Here is a 14,324-nt window from a genome sequence, read left to right as displayed (position 1 = left end):
GTTCGGCGCTACGGGGAGGCGGCCGCGCGGGTCGCTGCGGTTACGGATGTCGGTTAACGTAAGGCTCGGTGAGCCGGGAAGTCTGGTCGGCAATGGCGCTTCGCACCGCGGGGTCGCTTGTGCGTTGAGTCTGCCCCCGACCCCTGAGGCCTCATGACACCGACCGAGTCGCTCCCAGGCACCCTTCTCCTTCTTCTGATCGCGGTCGCCCTCGCGCCGTTGCTGAGCCGTGTCCTCGGCCGAAACGCCGGATTCGCGCTCGCCGCCCTGTATCTCGCGGCCGCGGCGGTGTTTCTCCCCGCTGTGCTCGCTGTGCTCGCGGGCGAGAACCCGACGTGGTCGACACCGTGGGTGCCGGCACTCGGCGTCGAGCTCGCGTTGCGCGCCGACGGCCTCGGTGTCGTCTTCGCTCTCATCGCCCTCGTCATCGGCGCGGTCGTCCTCACGTACTCCACGCGCTATCTCGCGGCGGCCGACGAGCACGGGCGCCGCCTCGAGCACCGCGGGTTCTTCCTCGTCATGGCCACGTTCACCGCGGCGATGACCGGACTCGTCCTCACCGACGACCTCGTCACCCTCTTCGTGTGTTGGGAGATCACGAGCATCGCCTCGTTCCTGCTCGTCGGGCAGGGCGGTCGGGCCGGGGAGGCGGCGTCGCTGCGCACGATGTTCCTCACGTTCGTCGGAGGGCTCACGCTGCTCGTCGCGATCGGACTCGTCGTCGCGCGAACGGGGACCACGGCCGTCGGCGGCGCCCTGGCCGACCCCGTCTGGGCGACCGATCCCGCGTTCACGAGCGGAGTCGCGCTGCTCGTCCTTCTCGCGGGGTTCACCAAGTCGGCGCAGTTCCCGTTCCACGTGTGGCTTCCCGACGCGATGGCCGCCTCGACCCCGGTGAGCGCCTACCTGCACGCGGCGGCGGTGGTCAAGGCCGGCATCTTCCTGCTCCTGCGCTTCAGCCCCGCCTTTCACGCAACCCCGCTGTGGAACGCGACGCTCATCTGCACCGGCCTGTTCACCGCCGCGCTCGGCGCCCTCTTCGCCCTGCAGCAGACCGACCTCAAGCGCCTCATGGCCTACTCCACCGTGAGCCAGCTCGGGCTCGTCGTCGCGGCGATCGGGGTCGGCACCCCGCTCGCGCTCGCCGCCGCGGTCGCGCACGTCATCGCGCACGCGCTGTTCAAGTCGGGGCTGTTCATGATGGTCGGTGTCGTCGACCACGCCACGGGCACGCGTGATCTGCGCCGGCTGCCGCCGCTGTGGCGGTCGATGCCGGTCAGCTTCGCGGTCGCCTGCGTGGGCGCCGCGTCGATGGCGGGTATCCCCCCGCTGCTCGGGTTCGTCACCAAGGAGTCGCTGTTCACGGCACTGCACGACGCGCCGGGCGGTGAAGCCGCCGGATGGGCCGCGCTCGCGGCCGGCGCCGCCGCCAGCATCCTCACCTTCGCCTACTGCGGAAAGATCGTCCTCGGAGGCTTCGTCGACGGGTCACGCCGCATCGACGACGGCCGCCTCGAGAACGGCGAACACCTGCACACCCCCGGCCTCGTGCTCCTCGGCGCCGCCGCCCTGCCGATCCTCGCCGGCATCCCGCTCGGCCTGGCCGCCGGCGTCCTCGACCACCCGGTCGACCTGGCGACGCAGGCCGCCCGGCCCGGCTCGGAGCATCACTCCCACTTCGTCCTCTGGCACGGCCTCACTCCGGAGCTGCTCGCGACGCTCGTCGTGTTCGCCCTCGGCCTCCTCGCACTCGCCTCTCGCCACCGGCTCTGGCCGCTGCTCGAACGGCCCCTGCTGCCGGTCGACGGCGCCGGGGTCATCGCGCTCCTCAACGGCGCGCTGCGCCGAGCCGGGCTCGTCGCCTCCCAACTCGTCTCCGGTCATCACCCCACCCGGCACCTCGCGACGATCCTCGGCGCGTTCGCCGCCGTTCTCCTCGGCGGCCTGCTCACCCTGACACCCGAGGACGTGCCGCCGTCGGTCCCGCACCTCTCCCGACCGCTCGACCTCGTGCTCTTCGTGCTCATCGCCGGAGCCGTGAGCCTGGTCGTGCGGGTCCGTGCCCGCCTCGCGGCCGTGGTCTCGCTGTCTGCCGTCGGCATCCTCGTCACCGTCCAGATCGTCAGCCTGGGCGCGCCCGACGTCGCGCTCACCCAACTGCTCGTCGAGGCGCTGACGATCGTCGTCATCATGCTCGTGCTGCAGAAGCTGCCGGTGACGTTCCTGCCCACCCGACCGCGGCCGCGTGTGCTCAAGGGGGCCATCGCCGTCGCCGCCGGGCTCGCGGCGGGCCTCGGCACGTGGCTGTTCACCGGACGCCGCGGCCGCTCCGAGATCGCCGAGTACTACCTCACCCACACCGAGGAGGTCTCGGGCGGCCACAACATCGTCAACGTCATCCTCGTCGAGTTCCGCGCCCTCGACACCCTCGGCGAACTCTCCGTGCTCGGCATGACGGGCGTCGCGCTCGTCGCCGTGCTCTCGACCGTGCGTGATCGCCAGCTCGACCCCTACCCCGTCGCCGACCCCCACGCCTTGTCCGCACCGCAACCAGGTGACGACTCGTACGAGGACTCCCCGCCGCACGACACCCGGCACGTCCCCCGACAGGTTCCTCGCCTGCGCGGGCCGGGCACCACCGCGCGCCGGGCCATCCTGCTCGCCTGGCCCAACACGATCGCGTTGCAACTCATGCTGCGCATCGTCGTGCCGCTGCTCGTACTCGTCTCCGCCGGCCTGTTCTGGCGCGGGCACAACGCCCCCGGCGGCGGATTCATCGCCGCCCTCGTGGGCTCGGCGATCGTCGGCCTCGTCTACCTCTCGACGGCCCGCGACCGGCAGATCGGACCGCCTCGGCTGCCGATCGTGCTCATCGGCGGCGGCATCGTCGTCGCGGTCGGCACCGGCCTCGTCAACCTCGTCGTCGAGGGCGCGTTCCTCCAACCCGGCCACACCGAGATCGCCGGGATTCACCTCACCACGTCGATGGTGTTCGACGCGGGCGTCTACGCGGCCGTGCTCGGGCTCGTCATGGCCGCGTTCAACCTCCTCGGCACGGGCGAGGCCACCGAGACCGAGCGCACCCACGAACGCGCCCGCGAGATGACCGAGGGCGAGATCCTCGGCGAATCCGACATCGCCGATCTCCGGCGCCGCCGGCGAGTTCTGCGACCGCGCGGGTCGCACGAGGTGCGCACCGACGACGACCTCGCCGTGCTCGGGCTCGACGAGGAGTCCAAGGCCCGGGCGCACACGCGGTTCCTCGCCTCCGGCACAGCCCCGGCCCAGGCCGGTCACGCACCTCGGACGAGCGCCCGCTCCGACGACCGATCGGCCCACGCCCCGACCACCGAACCGGAGGTCCGCCCGTGATCCTCGCCGCCACCATCGCCGTCCTCGTCACCGGAGGGGTCTACCTCCTGCTCTCACGCAGCATGGTGCGGGTCGTGTTCGGGATGACGCTGTTCAGCCACGCGGCCAACCTCATGCTGCTCGCGACCGGCGTCTCCGCATGGCGCGGTGAGCCGCTCACCGACCGGATGGACTCCGCGACCGTGGCCGATCCGCTGCCGATGGCGTTCGTGCTCACCGCGATCGTCATCTCGATGGCGGTGACGGTGTTCATGCTCATGCTCGCCGTGCTCGGCCACAACGACGACACCTACCGCATGCCCGCGACCGGGGAGAACGAGGATCGATGAACCCTGCCTGGTTGCCGCTGTTCACCGCCGTCCCCCTGCTGCTGGCCGGGGTGGGCGTCGTCGTCCGCAGACCGTGGATCGGACGTCTGCTCATGCTCGCGACACCGCTGGCCACCGGCGTCGCCGCCCTGTTCCTGCTCGCCGAGCACGCGAGAACACCCGTCCTCGCCACCCAGGTCGGCGGTTACGTGCCCGGCATCGCGATCCCGTTCGTCTCCGACACGCTCTCGGCGCTGATGATCGCCGTGACCTCGCTGACGACGCTCGTCTGCGCGTGGTTCGTCATCGCCACGGGAGGCGACCGACGCCGGTTCGTCGCACCCCTGGTGCTCATGCTGCTCGGCGGCGTCAACGGCGCCCTGCTCACCGGTGACCTCTTCAACCTCTTCGTCTGGGTCGAGGTCATGCTCCTGCCCTCCTACGCCCTGCTCGCCGGCGCGGGCTCGTGGCGCCGGCTCGGCGTCGGCCGCACGTTCGTGGTGGTCAACCTCGTGACGAGCACGATCCTCGTCGTCGGCGTCGGGTTCGTGTACGCGACCACCGGCACCGTGACGCTGGCCGCGCTCGTCGGCGCCGGCGCCGAGGACCCGCGGGCCGGTGTCGCCATCGCCGTCGTCCTGCTCGCGCTCTCGGTCAAGGCCGGTCTGGCGCCGGTCCACGGCTGGCTGCCCCGCACCTATCCCGACACCTCGGCCGGGATCATGGCGTTGTTCTCCGCCCTGCACACCAAGGTCGGTCTCTACGCCCTCTACCGCATCCACGCGACGACGTTCGGCGCCGACGCGCCCTCGTGGTGGCCGGCCGTCGGCGCGGCCGTCGTCGTCACCATCGTCCTCGGCGCGCTCGCGACGTTCGGAGAGAACCATCTGCGCAGTGCGCTCGCGTGGCAGATGGTCACCGGCGTGGGCCACATCCTCGTCGGCGTCGCGCTGTTCACGGCCGCGTCGCTCTCGGCGGGCCTGTTCTACCTCGTCCACCACATCGTGACGATGGGCGCGCTGTTGCTGCTCGCCGGCGCGATCGAGCACACCTATGGCAGCGGCCGGCTCGACCGGGTCTCCGGCCTGATGCGCCGGGAGCCCTGGCTCGCGGTCGGAGTCGCGCTCGGGCTCTTCTCCCTCGTCGGCCTCCCGCCCACGAGCGGCCTGTGGGGCAAGGTCGGGCTCATCCTCGCGAGCACCGCCGCCGTGACGAGGCATCCCGTGCTCGCCTGGTCGCTGGTCGCGGCGATGATCCTCGCCTCCGTCCTCTCGCTGCTCGCCCTCCAGCGGGTGTGGTCCCAGGTGTTCTGGGGCCGCCCGCTCGAGCGCTACCGCCCCCCGGATCCCGAGACCGGCCGTGGTGAGCTCACCCCCGTCGGCGACGTGCGCATCCGCTCCGCAGTGGCGGCTCCGGGCCTGGTGCTCATCGGCGTCTCGGTCGCGATGTTCGTGTTCGCCGGCCCGATCTTTCCCGTCACCGACCGCGCGGCCGCCACGCTGACCGACCTCGCCCCCTATGCCAAGGCGGTGATCCGATGATCCGTCATCCGCTCGCAGCCCTCTCCTACCTCGCCTACATCGTCGCGGCCATCGGCTCCGGCACCTGGCAGATCTGCCGAGCCGCGGTCTCGCGGCGGCGCCTCATCCGGCCCGGCATCGTCGAGCTCCCCCTGCGCTGCCGCACCGACGGGGAGATCGTCGCGATGTCGAGTTCGATCACGATCACTCCCGGGACGCTCGTCGTCGGCACCGCCGCCGCCACCCGCACCGCGCCGCCCACCCTGTTCGTCCACGCCATGTTCTGCTCGGACCGTGAGGCCGTGCTCGCCGACCTGAGAGACATGGAGACGCGGCTGCTGCGCGTCACCCGAGGACGCGAGAGCAGACTCGAGCCCGATCCATCCTCGAACGGAGGCACGTGATGAGTCCGGCCCTCGCCGTGGTCCTCTCGATCGCGGTCGTCCTGCTCGGCATCGCGGTCCTCGCCGGCCTGGTGCGCGTGGCGACGGCGACCGACGACGCCAGCCGAGCCGTCGTCGGCGACCTCGTGTACTTCTCGGCCGTCGGAGTGCTCGCCGTCTTCGGCACCGCCGTCCACTCCGCCGTGGTCGACGACGCGGTGATGATCGCCGCACTGCTCGGGATCCTCGCGACGGTCTCGCTCTCCCGCATCATCACGAGGGGGCGACGATGACCTCCGTCACCCCGGTCATGCTCGTCGTCGAGGTCGTCGTCGGCGCGCTCGTGCTCGCCGGCGCCGTCATCATGCTGCTCACGTCGATCGCGCTCATGCGGGCACGCGACGCCATCACCCGCGTCAACGCCCTCTCGCCCGCCACGGCCCTCGGCGTGCCCCTCATCGTCGTCGGCACGTACGGGTACACGGTGGCGACGACGGGATTCTCCCTTTGGGCGCTCGTGCGGCTCGTCGTCACCATCGCGGCACTGCTCGTCGTCTCCTCGATGGCGAGCAATGCCCTGGCCCGCGCGACGATCATGTCGGGCGCGCCCATCGACCCGGAGACGAGCCCCAACGAGCTCGCCGAGGAGCCCGGAGGCGCCCGAACCAGCGCCCACTCGGGCGGCGGCGACACGCGGGGGAACGGGCGGGGAACCTCGGCAGAGGCGCATGATCCAGGAGACTGTGGGTAACCACGGGCATGCGGGTCAGGCCCGCAATCGAGAACTGTCCGGATTCCGGGTGCATGAATCCCGACCTCCGGGGTAATGCCATGCCAGTACGGACGGAGCGAGCCGAACCACATGGCCGTGGGAACGCCGCACCGCTCACATCCACGAGTTCGACCGAAGGAATCGACATGACTCTCTCCATGGGTTTCATCGCCTGGATCATCATCGGCGGCATCGCCGGCTGGATCGCCAGCAAGTTCATGGGCACCGACGCCCAGATGGGACTGCTCGCCAACATCATCGTCGGCATCATCGGCGGCCTGCTGGGCGGCTACCTCATGACGCTCGCTGGCTTCGACGCCGCGGGTGGCGGCCTCATCTTCAGCCTCATCACCGCCGTGCTCGGCGCGTGCCTCCTGCTGTTCATCCTCAAGCTGGTCTTCGGACGTCGTTCGACCGTCTGACGCGCCTACCCCCTCGACGCCCCGTTCCACCCCGGTGGAGCGGGGCGTCGTTCGTATGCCGCGCACCTGTCGGCCCCGACGACACCGCCATGATGGGGTCGATCCGAACCCCTCGTGAACGGAGGCTGCGATGACCGACGTGCCGACGATCGATGTCTCACGTGCCCTGGCCGGTGGCACCCCGAGCGAGGTGGCCGAGGCGTTGCGCACCCTCGACGCCCCCGTGATCCGTCGTGAGCTCGGGCGCCTGTCGCCGCAGCGGCGTGCCGTCGTCTTCCGGCTGCTCGACAAGGACACCGCCCTCGACGTGTTCGAGGACCTCGACGCCGAGACCGCGAGGGAACTCCTCGACGGACTGCGGGAGGAGCGGGTGCGCCAGCTCGTCGACGACCTCGACCCCGACGACCGCGCGCGACTGCTCGACGAGTTGCCCGCCGCGATGGTCGTGCGGCTGCTCTCGGGGCTGACCCCGGACGAGCGCACGATGACCGAGACCGTCCTCGGTTATCCGCGCGAATCTGCCGGGCGGCGGATGACACCGGAGGTGGCGACCGTGCCGGTCGGCGCGACCGCGGGAGATGCGCTGGGCCGGTTGCGGCGGGTCGGCAGCCGGGTCGAGTCGATGCACGCCGTGCCCGTACTCGCGGCCGGCCGCCGCCTGGTCGGACTCCTGCCGCTGTGGGATCTCGTCACCGCCGACCCGGAGACGCCGGTGGCGGATCTCGCCGACGGACCCGTCTCGGCCAACGTCCACGAGGACCAGGAGGTCGCGGCCCGCCGGCTGCGCGACCACGGCCTGGTGGGTCTGCCGGTCGTCGACGACGAGGACCGCCTCGTCGGCGTGCTCGACGTGGACGACGCGATGCGCATCCTCCACGAGGAGAACGTCGAGGACGTGCACCGGTCCTCCGGTCTGCAGGTCGTGCCCCGGCCCTATCTCACCCGCTCGATCCAGCAGGTCGTGCGCTCGCGCGTCGTGTGGCTGCTCGTGCTCATCGCCGCCGCGACGCTCACGGTCAACGTCCTCGACCACTTCGAGGAGACCCTCTCCCAGGTCGTCGCCCTCGCGTTGTTCGTGCCCCTGCTCATCGGCACGGGCGGCAACGCCGGCGCCCAGACCGTGACGACCGTGGTGCGCGCCCTCTCGGACGGCGAGATCACCGCCCGCGACGCTCCCCGGGTCGCGGGTCGGGAACTGCTCACCGGGCTCTCGCTCGGCCTCGTGCTCGCGGCCGTCGGGTTCGGCCCGGCCTGGCTCCTCGTGGGTCGAGAGATCGCGTTCGTGCTGGTGGTCTCGCTCGTCGCGGTGTGCTCGCTGGCGACGACGGTGGGTGCGGTGATCCCGTTGCTCGCGAGCAAGGTCGGAGTCGACCCGGCCGTGGTCAGCGCCCCGTTCATCACGACGATCGTCGACGCCACCGGGCTCGTCATCTACTTCCTCGTCGCGCAGGCGGTGCTGGGGCTCTGACCTGCGGCCAGGGTCGGACGTCCGGCAGGGCACGCGCGGGCGGTTGCCGTCTCGGCCGAGACCGCGAGGATGGGGGCAGGAGCTCGAGAGCGGATTCATCAGCGGTACGAGCCACGACGGAGGCCGAGATGAGCAGGGTTCGTGTTCACAACTTCGCGCTGTCGCTGGACGGGTTCGGCGTCGGCGAAGGGATCAGCGAGGAGGAGCCGTTCGGGCACGCCGGTACGCGGTTGCACGAGTGGATGTTCGCGACCCGGATGGGGCGCGCGCTGATGGGGCGCGAGGGCGGCACGACGGGTACCGACGACGACCTCGCGCGCGCCACCTGGGACGGAGTCGGCGCGGAGATCATGGGGCGCCATAAGTTCCACACCGGCACCGGCGAACTGCCCCCGGACTGGCACGGCCCGTGGGGAGCGAACCCGCCCTTCCACACCCCGGTGATCGTGCTCACCCACCACCCCCGACCGCCGATCGTCATGGAGGGCGGGACGACGTTCCACTTTCGCGACGCCCCGCCCGCGACCGCCCTCGACGAGGCACGCCGGTTGGCGGGCGGACTGGACGTGCGCCTCGGCGGCGGGGTCCGCAGTCTGCGCGATTTTCTCGATGCCGACCTCGTCGACGACCTCCACCTGGTCGTCGTCCCCGTCGTGCTGGGGCGTGGGCAGCGCCTCTGGACGGGCTCGAAGGGTTCGAGCGCCGCTATGACATCCGCGTCGTCCCCGGCGACGACGGCGTCACCCACCTCCTCGCGACCCGGACGGGCCGGGCGGCTCCTCAGCGCAGCGGGCCGGCGTCGGGCGGCAAGCGAAAGCGGCGGTAGAGACGGACCATCCATCCGGCGGTGAAGACGAGCCACGCGACGAAACCGAAGGTGAACCACAGCGGCAACCGGCCCTGCGGATCATGGGCGGCCTGGACGATCGACACCGGCAGCGACGTGAACCACACCATGAACACGGCCGCGAACAACGCCATGTCGTCGTACATCATCCGGCGTGCCTGCGGCAGGTTCTCCTCGCGCATCCAGTACGCCTGGTTCGGAACGTTGATCAGGCCCATCGTCCTGCTGCGGCGGACGAGAACGAGGATGACGGTGTACACGGCAGCCAAGGCCCCACCGATCAGCGCGAGGAACCCCACGGTCTCCGCCCGTGTCGACCACGCGTCGGGCACGCTACGACCGAAACTCGACCAGTGTGACGGCACCCCCTCGGCGGGAAGCACGAACGCCGCCCACACCACGACGAGCGCATAAAGCACGCACGAAGCGACGAATGCCCAGGTCAGAAGGCGGGACATGGCACCCAGGCTACGCCTGTTCGGGCCGCGCTCGGCTCGATGCAGAAGGGTTCGTCGCGGGGACATGCGGTGCCCGGAACGCCACCGTGGCACCCCAGGTCCTGGCAGGACGCCTCGCATCTGAGGCGGCCTCGACGGAGAGTGTCGGGGCCGGGGGCTCCGGCGGCCTCAGAAGCCGGTCAGGCGCCACGCGATCGTCGCGGAGTACTGCTCACCCGGTCGGAGGATCGGGGAGGGCATCCAGCTCTGGTTCGGGGAGTCCGGGTACCGCTGCGCCTCGAGGGCGAGGCCGTCTCCGTCGCGCATCAGCCGGCCGTCCCAGCCCGGCGCGTCGGTCGTGAGCTTGTCGGCGGTGTACACCTGCAGGCAGGGCTGATCGGAGGAGAGTTCCAGGCGTCGGCCCGTCGAGGGGTGGGTGACCTCCGCGACCACGCGCACGCCGGACCCGCCCGGCAGGTACGGATGGTCGAGGCCGCCGACGAGACGGACCTGCGGCACGTCCCGCCTGCGCAGCTCTCCCAGCTCCGTCGGCGAGCGCAGGTCGAGACCGGCCGCCGCGACGTCCTGTTCCGCCACCGGAACACCGGCAGCGTCGACCTCGAGGAACGTCTGCGCCGGAACCCGCAACGTGTGATCGTCGATCGACCCCCCACCGGCGAGATTGACGTACGCATGAGACGTGAGCCCGACGACGGTGGCCTTCTCGGTGGTCGCCTCGAGCCGCAGGGTGAGCGTGTCCCCATCGAGCGTGTACGTCGCCGTGAGGTGGATGGGGCCGGGAAAGCCGCCGGCGCCGTCCTCGCAACGATGTGTCAGTACAAGACGACGATCGTCGTGCTCGACGACCCGCCAGACGACCGTGTCGGTGCGCGCGTCGCCGCCATGCAGGCAGTTGTCTCCGTCGTTGGCCGTGAGGCGGTGCTCGACACCGTCGATCGTCATCCGCGCCCCGGCGATGCGGTTGGCGAACGGCCCGACGACCGCGCCGAGGTAGGGGTCGGGGTTGGCGAGTCGCCCCGCGAGTGTCGGGAACCCGAGGACGACGTCGACGCCGCGCCCCTCGGTGGTGTGCCGGACGAGTCGGTTCAGCGTCGCTCCGTAGGTGAGGATCGTCGCCGTCAGCTCCTCGTTCCCGATCGTGCAGGCGTGCACGTCCTCACCGGCCGGGGTCGTGCCCCAGGGTTCCTGCTGCATGGGTGTGCTCCTTCGCTCGTGACCGACGGTCGGCTCCGGCTCCCACCCTGCACCCTGGGCGCGCGGTTCACGAGGCCGACGCCTCGTGGGACGTCGCCGCGAGCTCGGCCAGGTACGTCGCGAATCCGCCGGTGACCCGGGAGGTGAGGCGCCCCGATGTCGCGACCCGCGCCCGGTCGGTGGCGACGCACCGATGGCCCGCGGCGCGGATGCGGGCGACGAGCTCGGCGTCCTCGTGCAGCGGGAGTGGTGCGAAACCCCCGACGTCGAGATACGTCGACGCGCGGATGCCGAGATTCGCCCCGTGCACGTGCGGATGACCCTCGGCCAGGTGGTGACGGCGGCGCCACTCCTGCGCCGTCCGCACGGGCACGCCGACGGGTTCGACCGTGCCGACGACGCAGTCCGCGCCCTCGTTCGCCAGGTCGAGCTGCGTCGTGAGCCACGTCGCCGGCACGACGGAGTCGGCGTCGGTGCACGCCACCCACGTCGTGTGCGGAGCGTGGCCGGCACCCCTGAGGGAGACGAGGACCGTCGCGATGCCGGCCGCCCGTGCTGCTCCCGCCGACCCGTACGAGGTGGCGAGAACCTCCACCCCGGCCCGGGAAGCGATCCGCGCGGAGCCGTCGAGGCAACGGTCGAGGACGACGAGCACCGTCGTCGGAAGGCGCGCCACCTCGACGGCCGTGGCCACCGACGCGAGACAGGCGGGCAGCGCCTGTTCCTCGTCCCGCGCGGGGATGACGACTGCCGCCCGCTCGATCGGTGCGGGTCCCCTCTCGTTCACGGCACGCCACGATCACCGGGGACGACGGGTCGGCCACCCCACACGTCGATGAGGGCGCTGTCGTCGCGGTAGGTGAGGCGGTGGCCGAGGTCGGCGAGAGCGGTGGTGAACTGGTCGTGGACGAGTTCGCCGTCGAGCGGCAGGTCGGACGAGCCGGCGCGCCAGTCGACGACGACGACCTCGCCCTCGTCGCGCAGGAGGCGACGAACCTGACGCAGCAGCGCCAGCAGTTCGGGCCCGGTGAGAAAGTAGGCGACCTCCGAGATCACGACGAGATCGGCCGAGTCGTCGGCGAGATCGACCAGACCGTACGGGATCTCGCCGTGAACCCACGCGACGTTCGCCAGTCCTCGCCCGCGGGCGACTTCGAGGGCTGGAGCCGAGCCGTCGACGCCGGTGACATGGTCGGCACGTTCGGCGAGGCGAGCCGAGAGTGCGCCGGTCGCGCATCCGACCTCGACCACCTCGCCGTAGTGGCGGCGGGTGAGGAGGGCCACCGTGAGTTCGTGCTTGCGGCGCTCGTAGTCGCTGGTCGAGGCCCAGGGATCGGGGCCGTCGTCGAGCATCCGGTCGAAGCCTTCGCGTCGTCGCCGCCGTCGCTCCACCTCGGCTTCTCTCGTGCCGGGAAGATCCGTGTCAGGCCCGGCGACGAGCGTCTCGATCACGCGCCGGAAACGCGTCAGCACCTCGGGGGTGAGCATGGCCTCGTCGCCCGGGAGGGGAGAGAGCGGCTCCACCTGACTCCGGTGGGCGGCGATCGCCGCACGCTTGCGCCGCAACGCGCGCGCAGATGGTTGTACCGACACAAGGCGATGCCACGGCAGCTCGTCGGGCGTCGACCACTGCCACGCCCAGATCGGGTAGAACCAGAGCTCGGCGTCGCGCTCGCGGGCCAGCCGCTCGGCGGCCGCACCGAGGATGTCGTGGTCGCCGTGTCCGTCGTAAAGGTACGGCGCGAGCACGACTTCGCTCCCCTCCGCGCGCGGCGGCAGTGCGAGCCGGAGCCGCTGCAGCAACCCTGCCGGGTCCCGCCCGAGGTCGCCGTCGGAGAGATCGAGGTGATGCGCGTCTGCTCCGAGCAGACGCGCCGCGTGGTCGAGCTCGGCGCGTCGACGGGCAGCGAGCCGGCCGGGGGACCACAGTGTCGATCCCGGGTGGGACGCCGCGCCGTCGGTGGCCACCACGATGTCGACCGTCGCATCCGCCGCGGTGAGGTCGGCGACGAGCGCGCCGACTCCGAGCGTCTCGTCGTCGGGGTGGGCGGCGAGGACGAGAACCCGGTCGGCGGCGAGGGCGATCGGATCGACGCACGGCACCTCGTCCCAGCGCGGGTCGGCCAGCCAGGCCGCCTCGGACGTGCCCGGATCGCTGGTCGTGAACGGCCGCAGACCGGGTGGCTGCCACGACGTCGACGAGCCCGTCACCCGGCCTCCTCCAGGGTCGTCTCGCCGAGGCGGGCGAGGTCGCGTTCGGCGTGGTGTTGTCGCACGTAGACCGTGAGGTCGGCGACGCGGCGGGCATGCTCCTCGTCGAAGGTGAGCGGGGCCGGGCCGAGACCGTGGCCGACGGTGGTGAGAACGGTGTCGACCGTCGCGGCGCACACGCCCCGGACCCGGGCCGCGAGGACGCCGCCCTCCGCACCCGTCGCCTCGCCCGAGTCGATGACACGGGCCGCGTCGTCGAGGACGCACCGGGCCTGGTGCAGGGCGATGTCGGAGGCGCCGAGGTGCATGAGCGCGATCTGGTCCGGCGCGCGGAAGCGCGCGGCCTCGGTGAGCGCGGCCGCGAGGGCTCGGGCGCCGCCGTACCAGACCGCGGCGACCCCGATGCCGCCCCAGGCGAATCCCGGTCTGCGCAGGTACCAGCCGTCGTCGCCGACGGGGGTGGCGGGCACGTGGTCGAACTCGACCGGGCCGCTCGGTACGGCGGCGAGTCCACGTGCGGCCCAGTCGACGTCGGCGACGCGAACTCCGGGCTCGCGCAGCGACACCGCGAAGGCGCGGCGCGTGTCGGGGCCGCTGTGGGCCGTGATCACGGCGTGGTCGAGCACACCGGCGAGCGAGCACCACGGTTTGGTTCCCGTCAACGTCCACCCGTCGGGACCCTCCGTGGCCTGCAGACGAGCTCCCGGTCCCTCGGCCGCGAACACCCCCCACGCGGTGCGACCGGTGAGGAGGTCGTCCAGACCCGCCTGATGGAGGATCGCGGCGGCGTCGAGGTGGGGCTCGACGACCCGGGCGACCGTGAGATCACCGGCGCCGAGCGCTGCCAGCGTCGAGAGGTACCCGGTCGTGTCGCCCTCGCCGGGGAACGGGACGCCCTCGAGCAACTCGGGTAGGCGGGCGACGGCGGTCTTCGGATCGGCACCGATCGAGCGGGCCTGCTCGGTGAGACGGCCGTACCGGGCGCGGGCGGCCCCAGCGCGGGTGGACGGCGAGTCCTCCGCTTCGGCAGGAACCGCAACGGAACCGCCGGCGGATCGGTCCGTCATGGATCCCTCCCGAGTCAGAAGAGCGAGCTGCGCTCGGAGCGCGCAGCGTCGGCAGATGCCGGCGCGTGCCGACAGTGAAGAAATGCCCGGATGTCCGGATTCTCATGCACGGCCGCCCGGTCCGCGACGCGAGGCGGGCCGTCGAGTTCGGGGGAGGCCAGGCGGGTCCGGGCGCAGTCCGGCGGGGTCTCGGGTGGCGGCCAGATGCGAACCCCGGGGGATTTCGAGTGCGACCCGGGTGCGGCCCCGGTGCGCTCCCGGGTGCGATGACGACCGGGGTGCCTACTTTCCCGTACGTGACG

At 71.7% G+C, this 14,324-nt stretch carries 14 protein-coding genes; 9 read left to right on the top strand and 5 right to left on the bottom strand.

From position 1 onward, the window contains the following. The first annotated feature begins 153 nt into the window (after positions 1 to 153). The 9 genes from BN1197_RS04320 (at position 154) to BN1197_RS04280 (ending at position 9,096) form a co-directional block, all read left to right on the top strand. Entirely contained in the window at positions 154 to 3,372 is a 3,219-nt protein-coding gene (locus tag BN1197_RS04320; protein ID WP_040156385.1) for a DUF4040 family protein, read from the top strand. Then, the gene (locus BN1197_RS04315; RefSeq protein WP_040156383.1) at positions 3,369 to 3,701 is read left to right on the top strand and encodes a sodium:proton antiporter; all 333 of its coding nucleotides are present in this window, start codon (positions 3,369 to 3,371) and stop codon (positions 3,699 to 3,701) included. Before BN1197_RS04320 ends, BN1197_RS04315 begins: the two co-directional genes overlap by 4 nt. Continuing rightward, a complete protein-coding gene (locus BN1197_RS04310; RefSeq protein ID WP_040156381.1) occupies positions 3,698 to 5,221 on the top strand; it encodes a monovalent cation/H+ antiporter subunit D family protein in 1,524 nt (507 codons plus the stop codon). The genes BN1197_RS04315 and BN1197_RS04310 overlap by 4 nt, the downstream gene beginning before the upstream one ends. Further along, the gene (locus BN1197_RS04305; RefSeq protein WP_052465971.1) at positions 5,218 to 5,604 is read left to right on the top strand and encodes a Na+/H+ antiporter subunit E; all 387 of its coding nucleotides are present in this window, start codon (positions 5,218 to 5,220) and stop codon (positions 5,602 to 5,604) included. The genes BN1197_RS04310 and BN1197_RS04305 overlap by 4 nt, the downstream gene beginning before the upstream one ends. Further along, positions 5,604 to 5,876, top strand: coding sequence for a transporter (locus BN1197_RS04300; RefSeq protein WP_040156379.1), 273 nt, complete (start codon positions 5,604 to 5,606; stop codon positions 5,874 to 5,876). The genes BN1197_RS04305 and BN1197_RS04300 overlap by 1 nt, the downstream gene beginning before the upstream one ends. After that, complete coding sequence (locus BN1197_RS04295) at positions 5,873 to 6,334, top strand: monovalent cation/H(+) antiporter subunit G (RefSeq protein WP_082043609.1); 462 nt, start codon at positions 5,873 to 5,875, stop codon at positions 6,332 to 6,334. The genes BN1197_RS04300 and BN1197_RS04295 overlap by 4 nt, the downstream gene beginning before the upstream one ends. Before the next feature lie 167 nt (positions 6,335 to 6,501). Beyond that, on the top strand, positions 6,502 to 6,777 hold the full coding sequence (locus BN1197_RS04290) for a GlsB/YeaQ/YmgE family stress response membrane protein (RefSeq protein WP_040156378.1): 276 nt from the start codon (positions 6,502 to 6,504) through the stop codon (positions 6,775 to 6,777). Positions 6,778 to 6,907: 130 nt separating this feature from the next. Next, the gene (mgtE, locus tag BN1197_RS04285; protein ID WP_040156375.1) at positions 6,908 to 8,245 is read left to right on the top strand and encodes a magnesium transporter; all 1,338 of its coding nucleotides are present in this window, start codon (positions 6,908 to 6,910) and stop codon (positions 8,243 to 8,245) included. Between the two features lie 128 nt (positions 8,246 to 8,373). Then, complete coding sequence (locus BN1197_RS04280; protein WP_315969801.1) at positions 8,374 to 9,096, top strand: dihydrofolate reductase family protein; 723 nt, start codon at positions 8,374 to 8,376, stop codon at positions 9,094 to 9,096. Here the strand turns inward: BN1197_RS04280 and BN1197_RS04275 are convergent. From BN1197_RS04275 to BN1197_RS04255, 5 genes are all read right to left on the bottom strand, one after another. After that, positions 9,026 to 9,550, bottom strand: a complete 525-nt coding sequence (locus BN1197_RS04275; RefSeq protein WP_040156373.1) for a hypothetical protein — start codon at positions 9,548 to 9,550, stop codon at positions 9,026 to 9,028. The genes BN1197_RS04280 and BN1197_RS04275 overlap by 71 nt on opposite strands. Positions 9,551 to 9,718: 168 nt before the next feature. Continuing rightward, complete coding sequence (locus tag BN1197_RS04270; protein WP_040156368.1) at positions 9,719 to 10,744, bottom strand: aldose epimerase family protein; 1,026 nt, start codon at positions 10,742 to 10,744, stop codon at positions 9,719 to 9,721. A gap of 67 nt (positions 10,745 to 10,811) precedes the next feature. Further along, complete coding sequence (locus BN1197_RS04265) at positions 10,812 to 11,531, bottom strand: glycosyltransferase family 2 protein (protein ID WP_040156366.1); 720 nt, start codon at positions 11,529 to 11,531, stop codon at positions 10,812 to 10,814. After that, positions 11,528 to 12,955, bottom strand: coding sequence for a bifunctional PIG-L family deacetylase/class I SAM-dependent methyltransferase (locus tag BN1197_RS04260; RefSeq protein ID WP_052465970.1), 1,428 nt, complete (start codon positions 12,953 to 12,955; stop codon positions 11,528 to 11,530). Before BN1197_RS04260 ends, BN1197_RS04265 begins: the two co-directional genes overlap by 4 nt. Then, positions 12,952 to 14,022: an acyl-CoA dehydrogenase family protein gene (locus BN1197_RS04255; protein WP_082043608.1), complete on the bottom strand. Its 1,071-nt coding sequence runs from the start codon at positions 14,020 to 14,022 to the stop codon at positions 12,952 to 12,954. The genes BN1197_RS04260 and BN1197_RS04255 overlap by 4 nt, the downstream gene beginning before the upstream one ends. Between the last annotated feature and the right edge of the window lie 302 nt (positions 14,023 to 14,324).

Origin of the sequence: Mobilicoccus massiliensis (genome assembly GCF_000826525.2) — a bacterium.
In the GTDB taxonomy this organism is placed as follows: domain Bacteria; phylum Actinomycetota; class Actinomycetes; order Actinomycetales; family Dermatophilaceae; genus Mobilicoccus; species Mobilicoccus massiliensis.
Note: the sequence above shows the minus strand (reverse complement) of the source record. Positions and strands in the feature narration are given on the sequence as shown.

Excerpts from the sequence above, each read along its gene's own strand:
- BN1197_RS04280 (WP_315969801.1), top strand. The coding sequence starts at position 8,374 with ATGAGCAGGGTTCGTGTTCACAACTTCGCGCTGTCGCTGGACGGGTTC.
- BN1197_RS04320 (WP_040156385.1), top strand. The coding sequence starts at position 154 with ATGACACCGACCGAGTCGCTCCCAGGCACCCTTCTCCTTCTTCTGATC.
- BN1197_RS04290 (WP_040156378.1), top strand. The coding sequence starts at position 6,502 with ATGACTCTCTCCATGGGTTTCATCGCCTGGATCATCATCGGCGGCATC.
- BN1197_RS04310 (WP_040156381.1), top strand. The coding sequence starts at position 3,698 with ATGAACCCTGCCTGGTTGCCGCTGTTCACCGCCGTCCCCCTGCTGCTG.
- BN1197_RS04295 (WP_082043609.1), top strand. The coding sequence starts at position 5,873 with ATGACCTCCGTCACCCCGGTCATGCTCGTCGTCGAGGTCGTCGTCGGC.
- BN1197_RS04275 (WP_040156373.1), bottom strand. The coding sequence starts at position 9,550 with ATGTCCCGCCTTCTGACCTGGGCATTCGTCGCTTCGTGCGTGCTTTAT.
- mgtE (WP_040156375.1), top strand. The coding sequence starts at position 6,908 with ATGACCGACGTGCCGACGATCGATGTCTCACGTGCCCTGGCCGGTGGC.
- BN1197_RS04305 (WP_052465971.1), top strand. The coding sequence starts at position 5,218 with ATGATCCGTCATCCGCTCGCAGCCCTCTCCTACCTCGCCTACATCGTC.
- BN1197_RS04270 (WP_040156368.1), bottom strand. The coding sequence starts at position 10,744 with ATGCAGCAGGAACCCTGGGGCACGACCCCGGCCGGTGAGGACGTGCAC.
- BN1197_RS04300 (WP_040156379.1), top strand. The coding sequence starts at position 5,604 with ATGAGTCCGGCCCTCGCCGTGGTCCTCTCGATCGCGGTCGTCCTGCTC.
- BN1197_RS04255 (WP_082043608.1), bottom strand. The coding sequence starts at position 14,022 with ATGACGGACCGATCCGCCGGCGGTTCCGTTGCGGTTCCTGCCGAAGCG.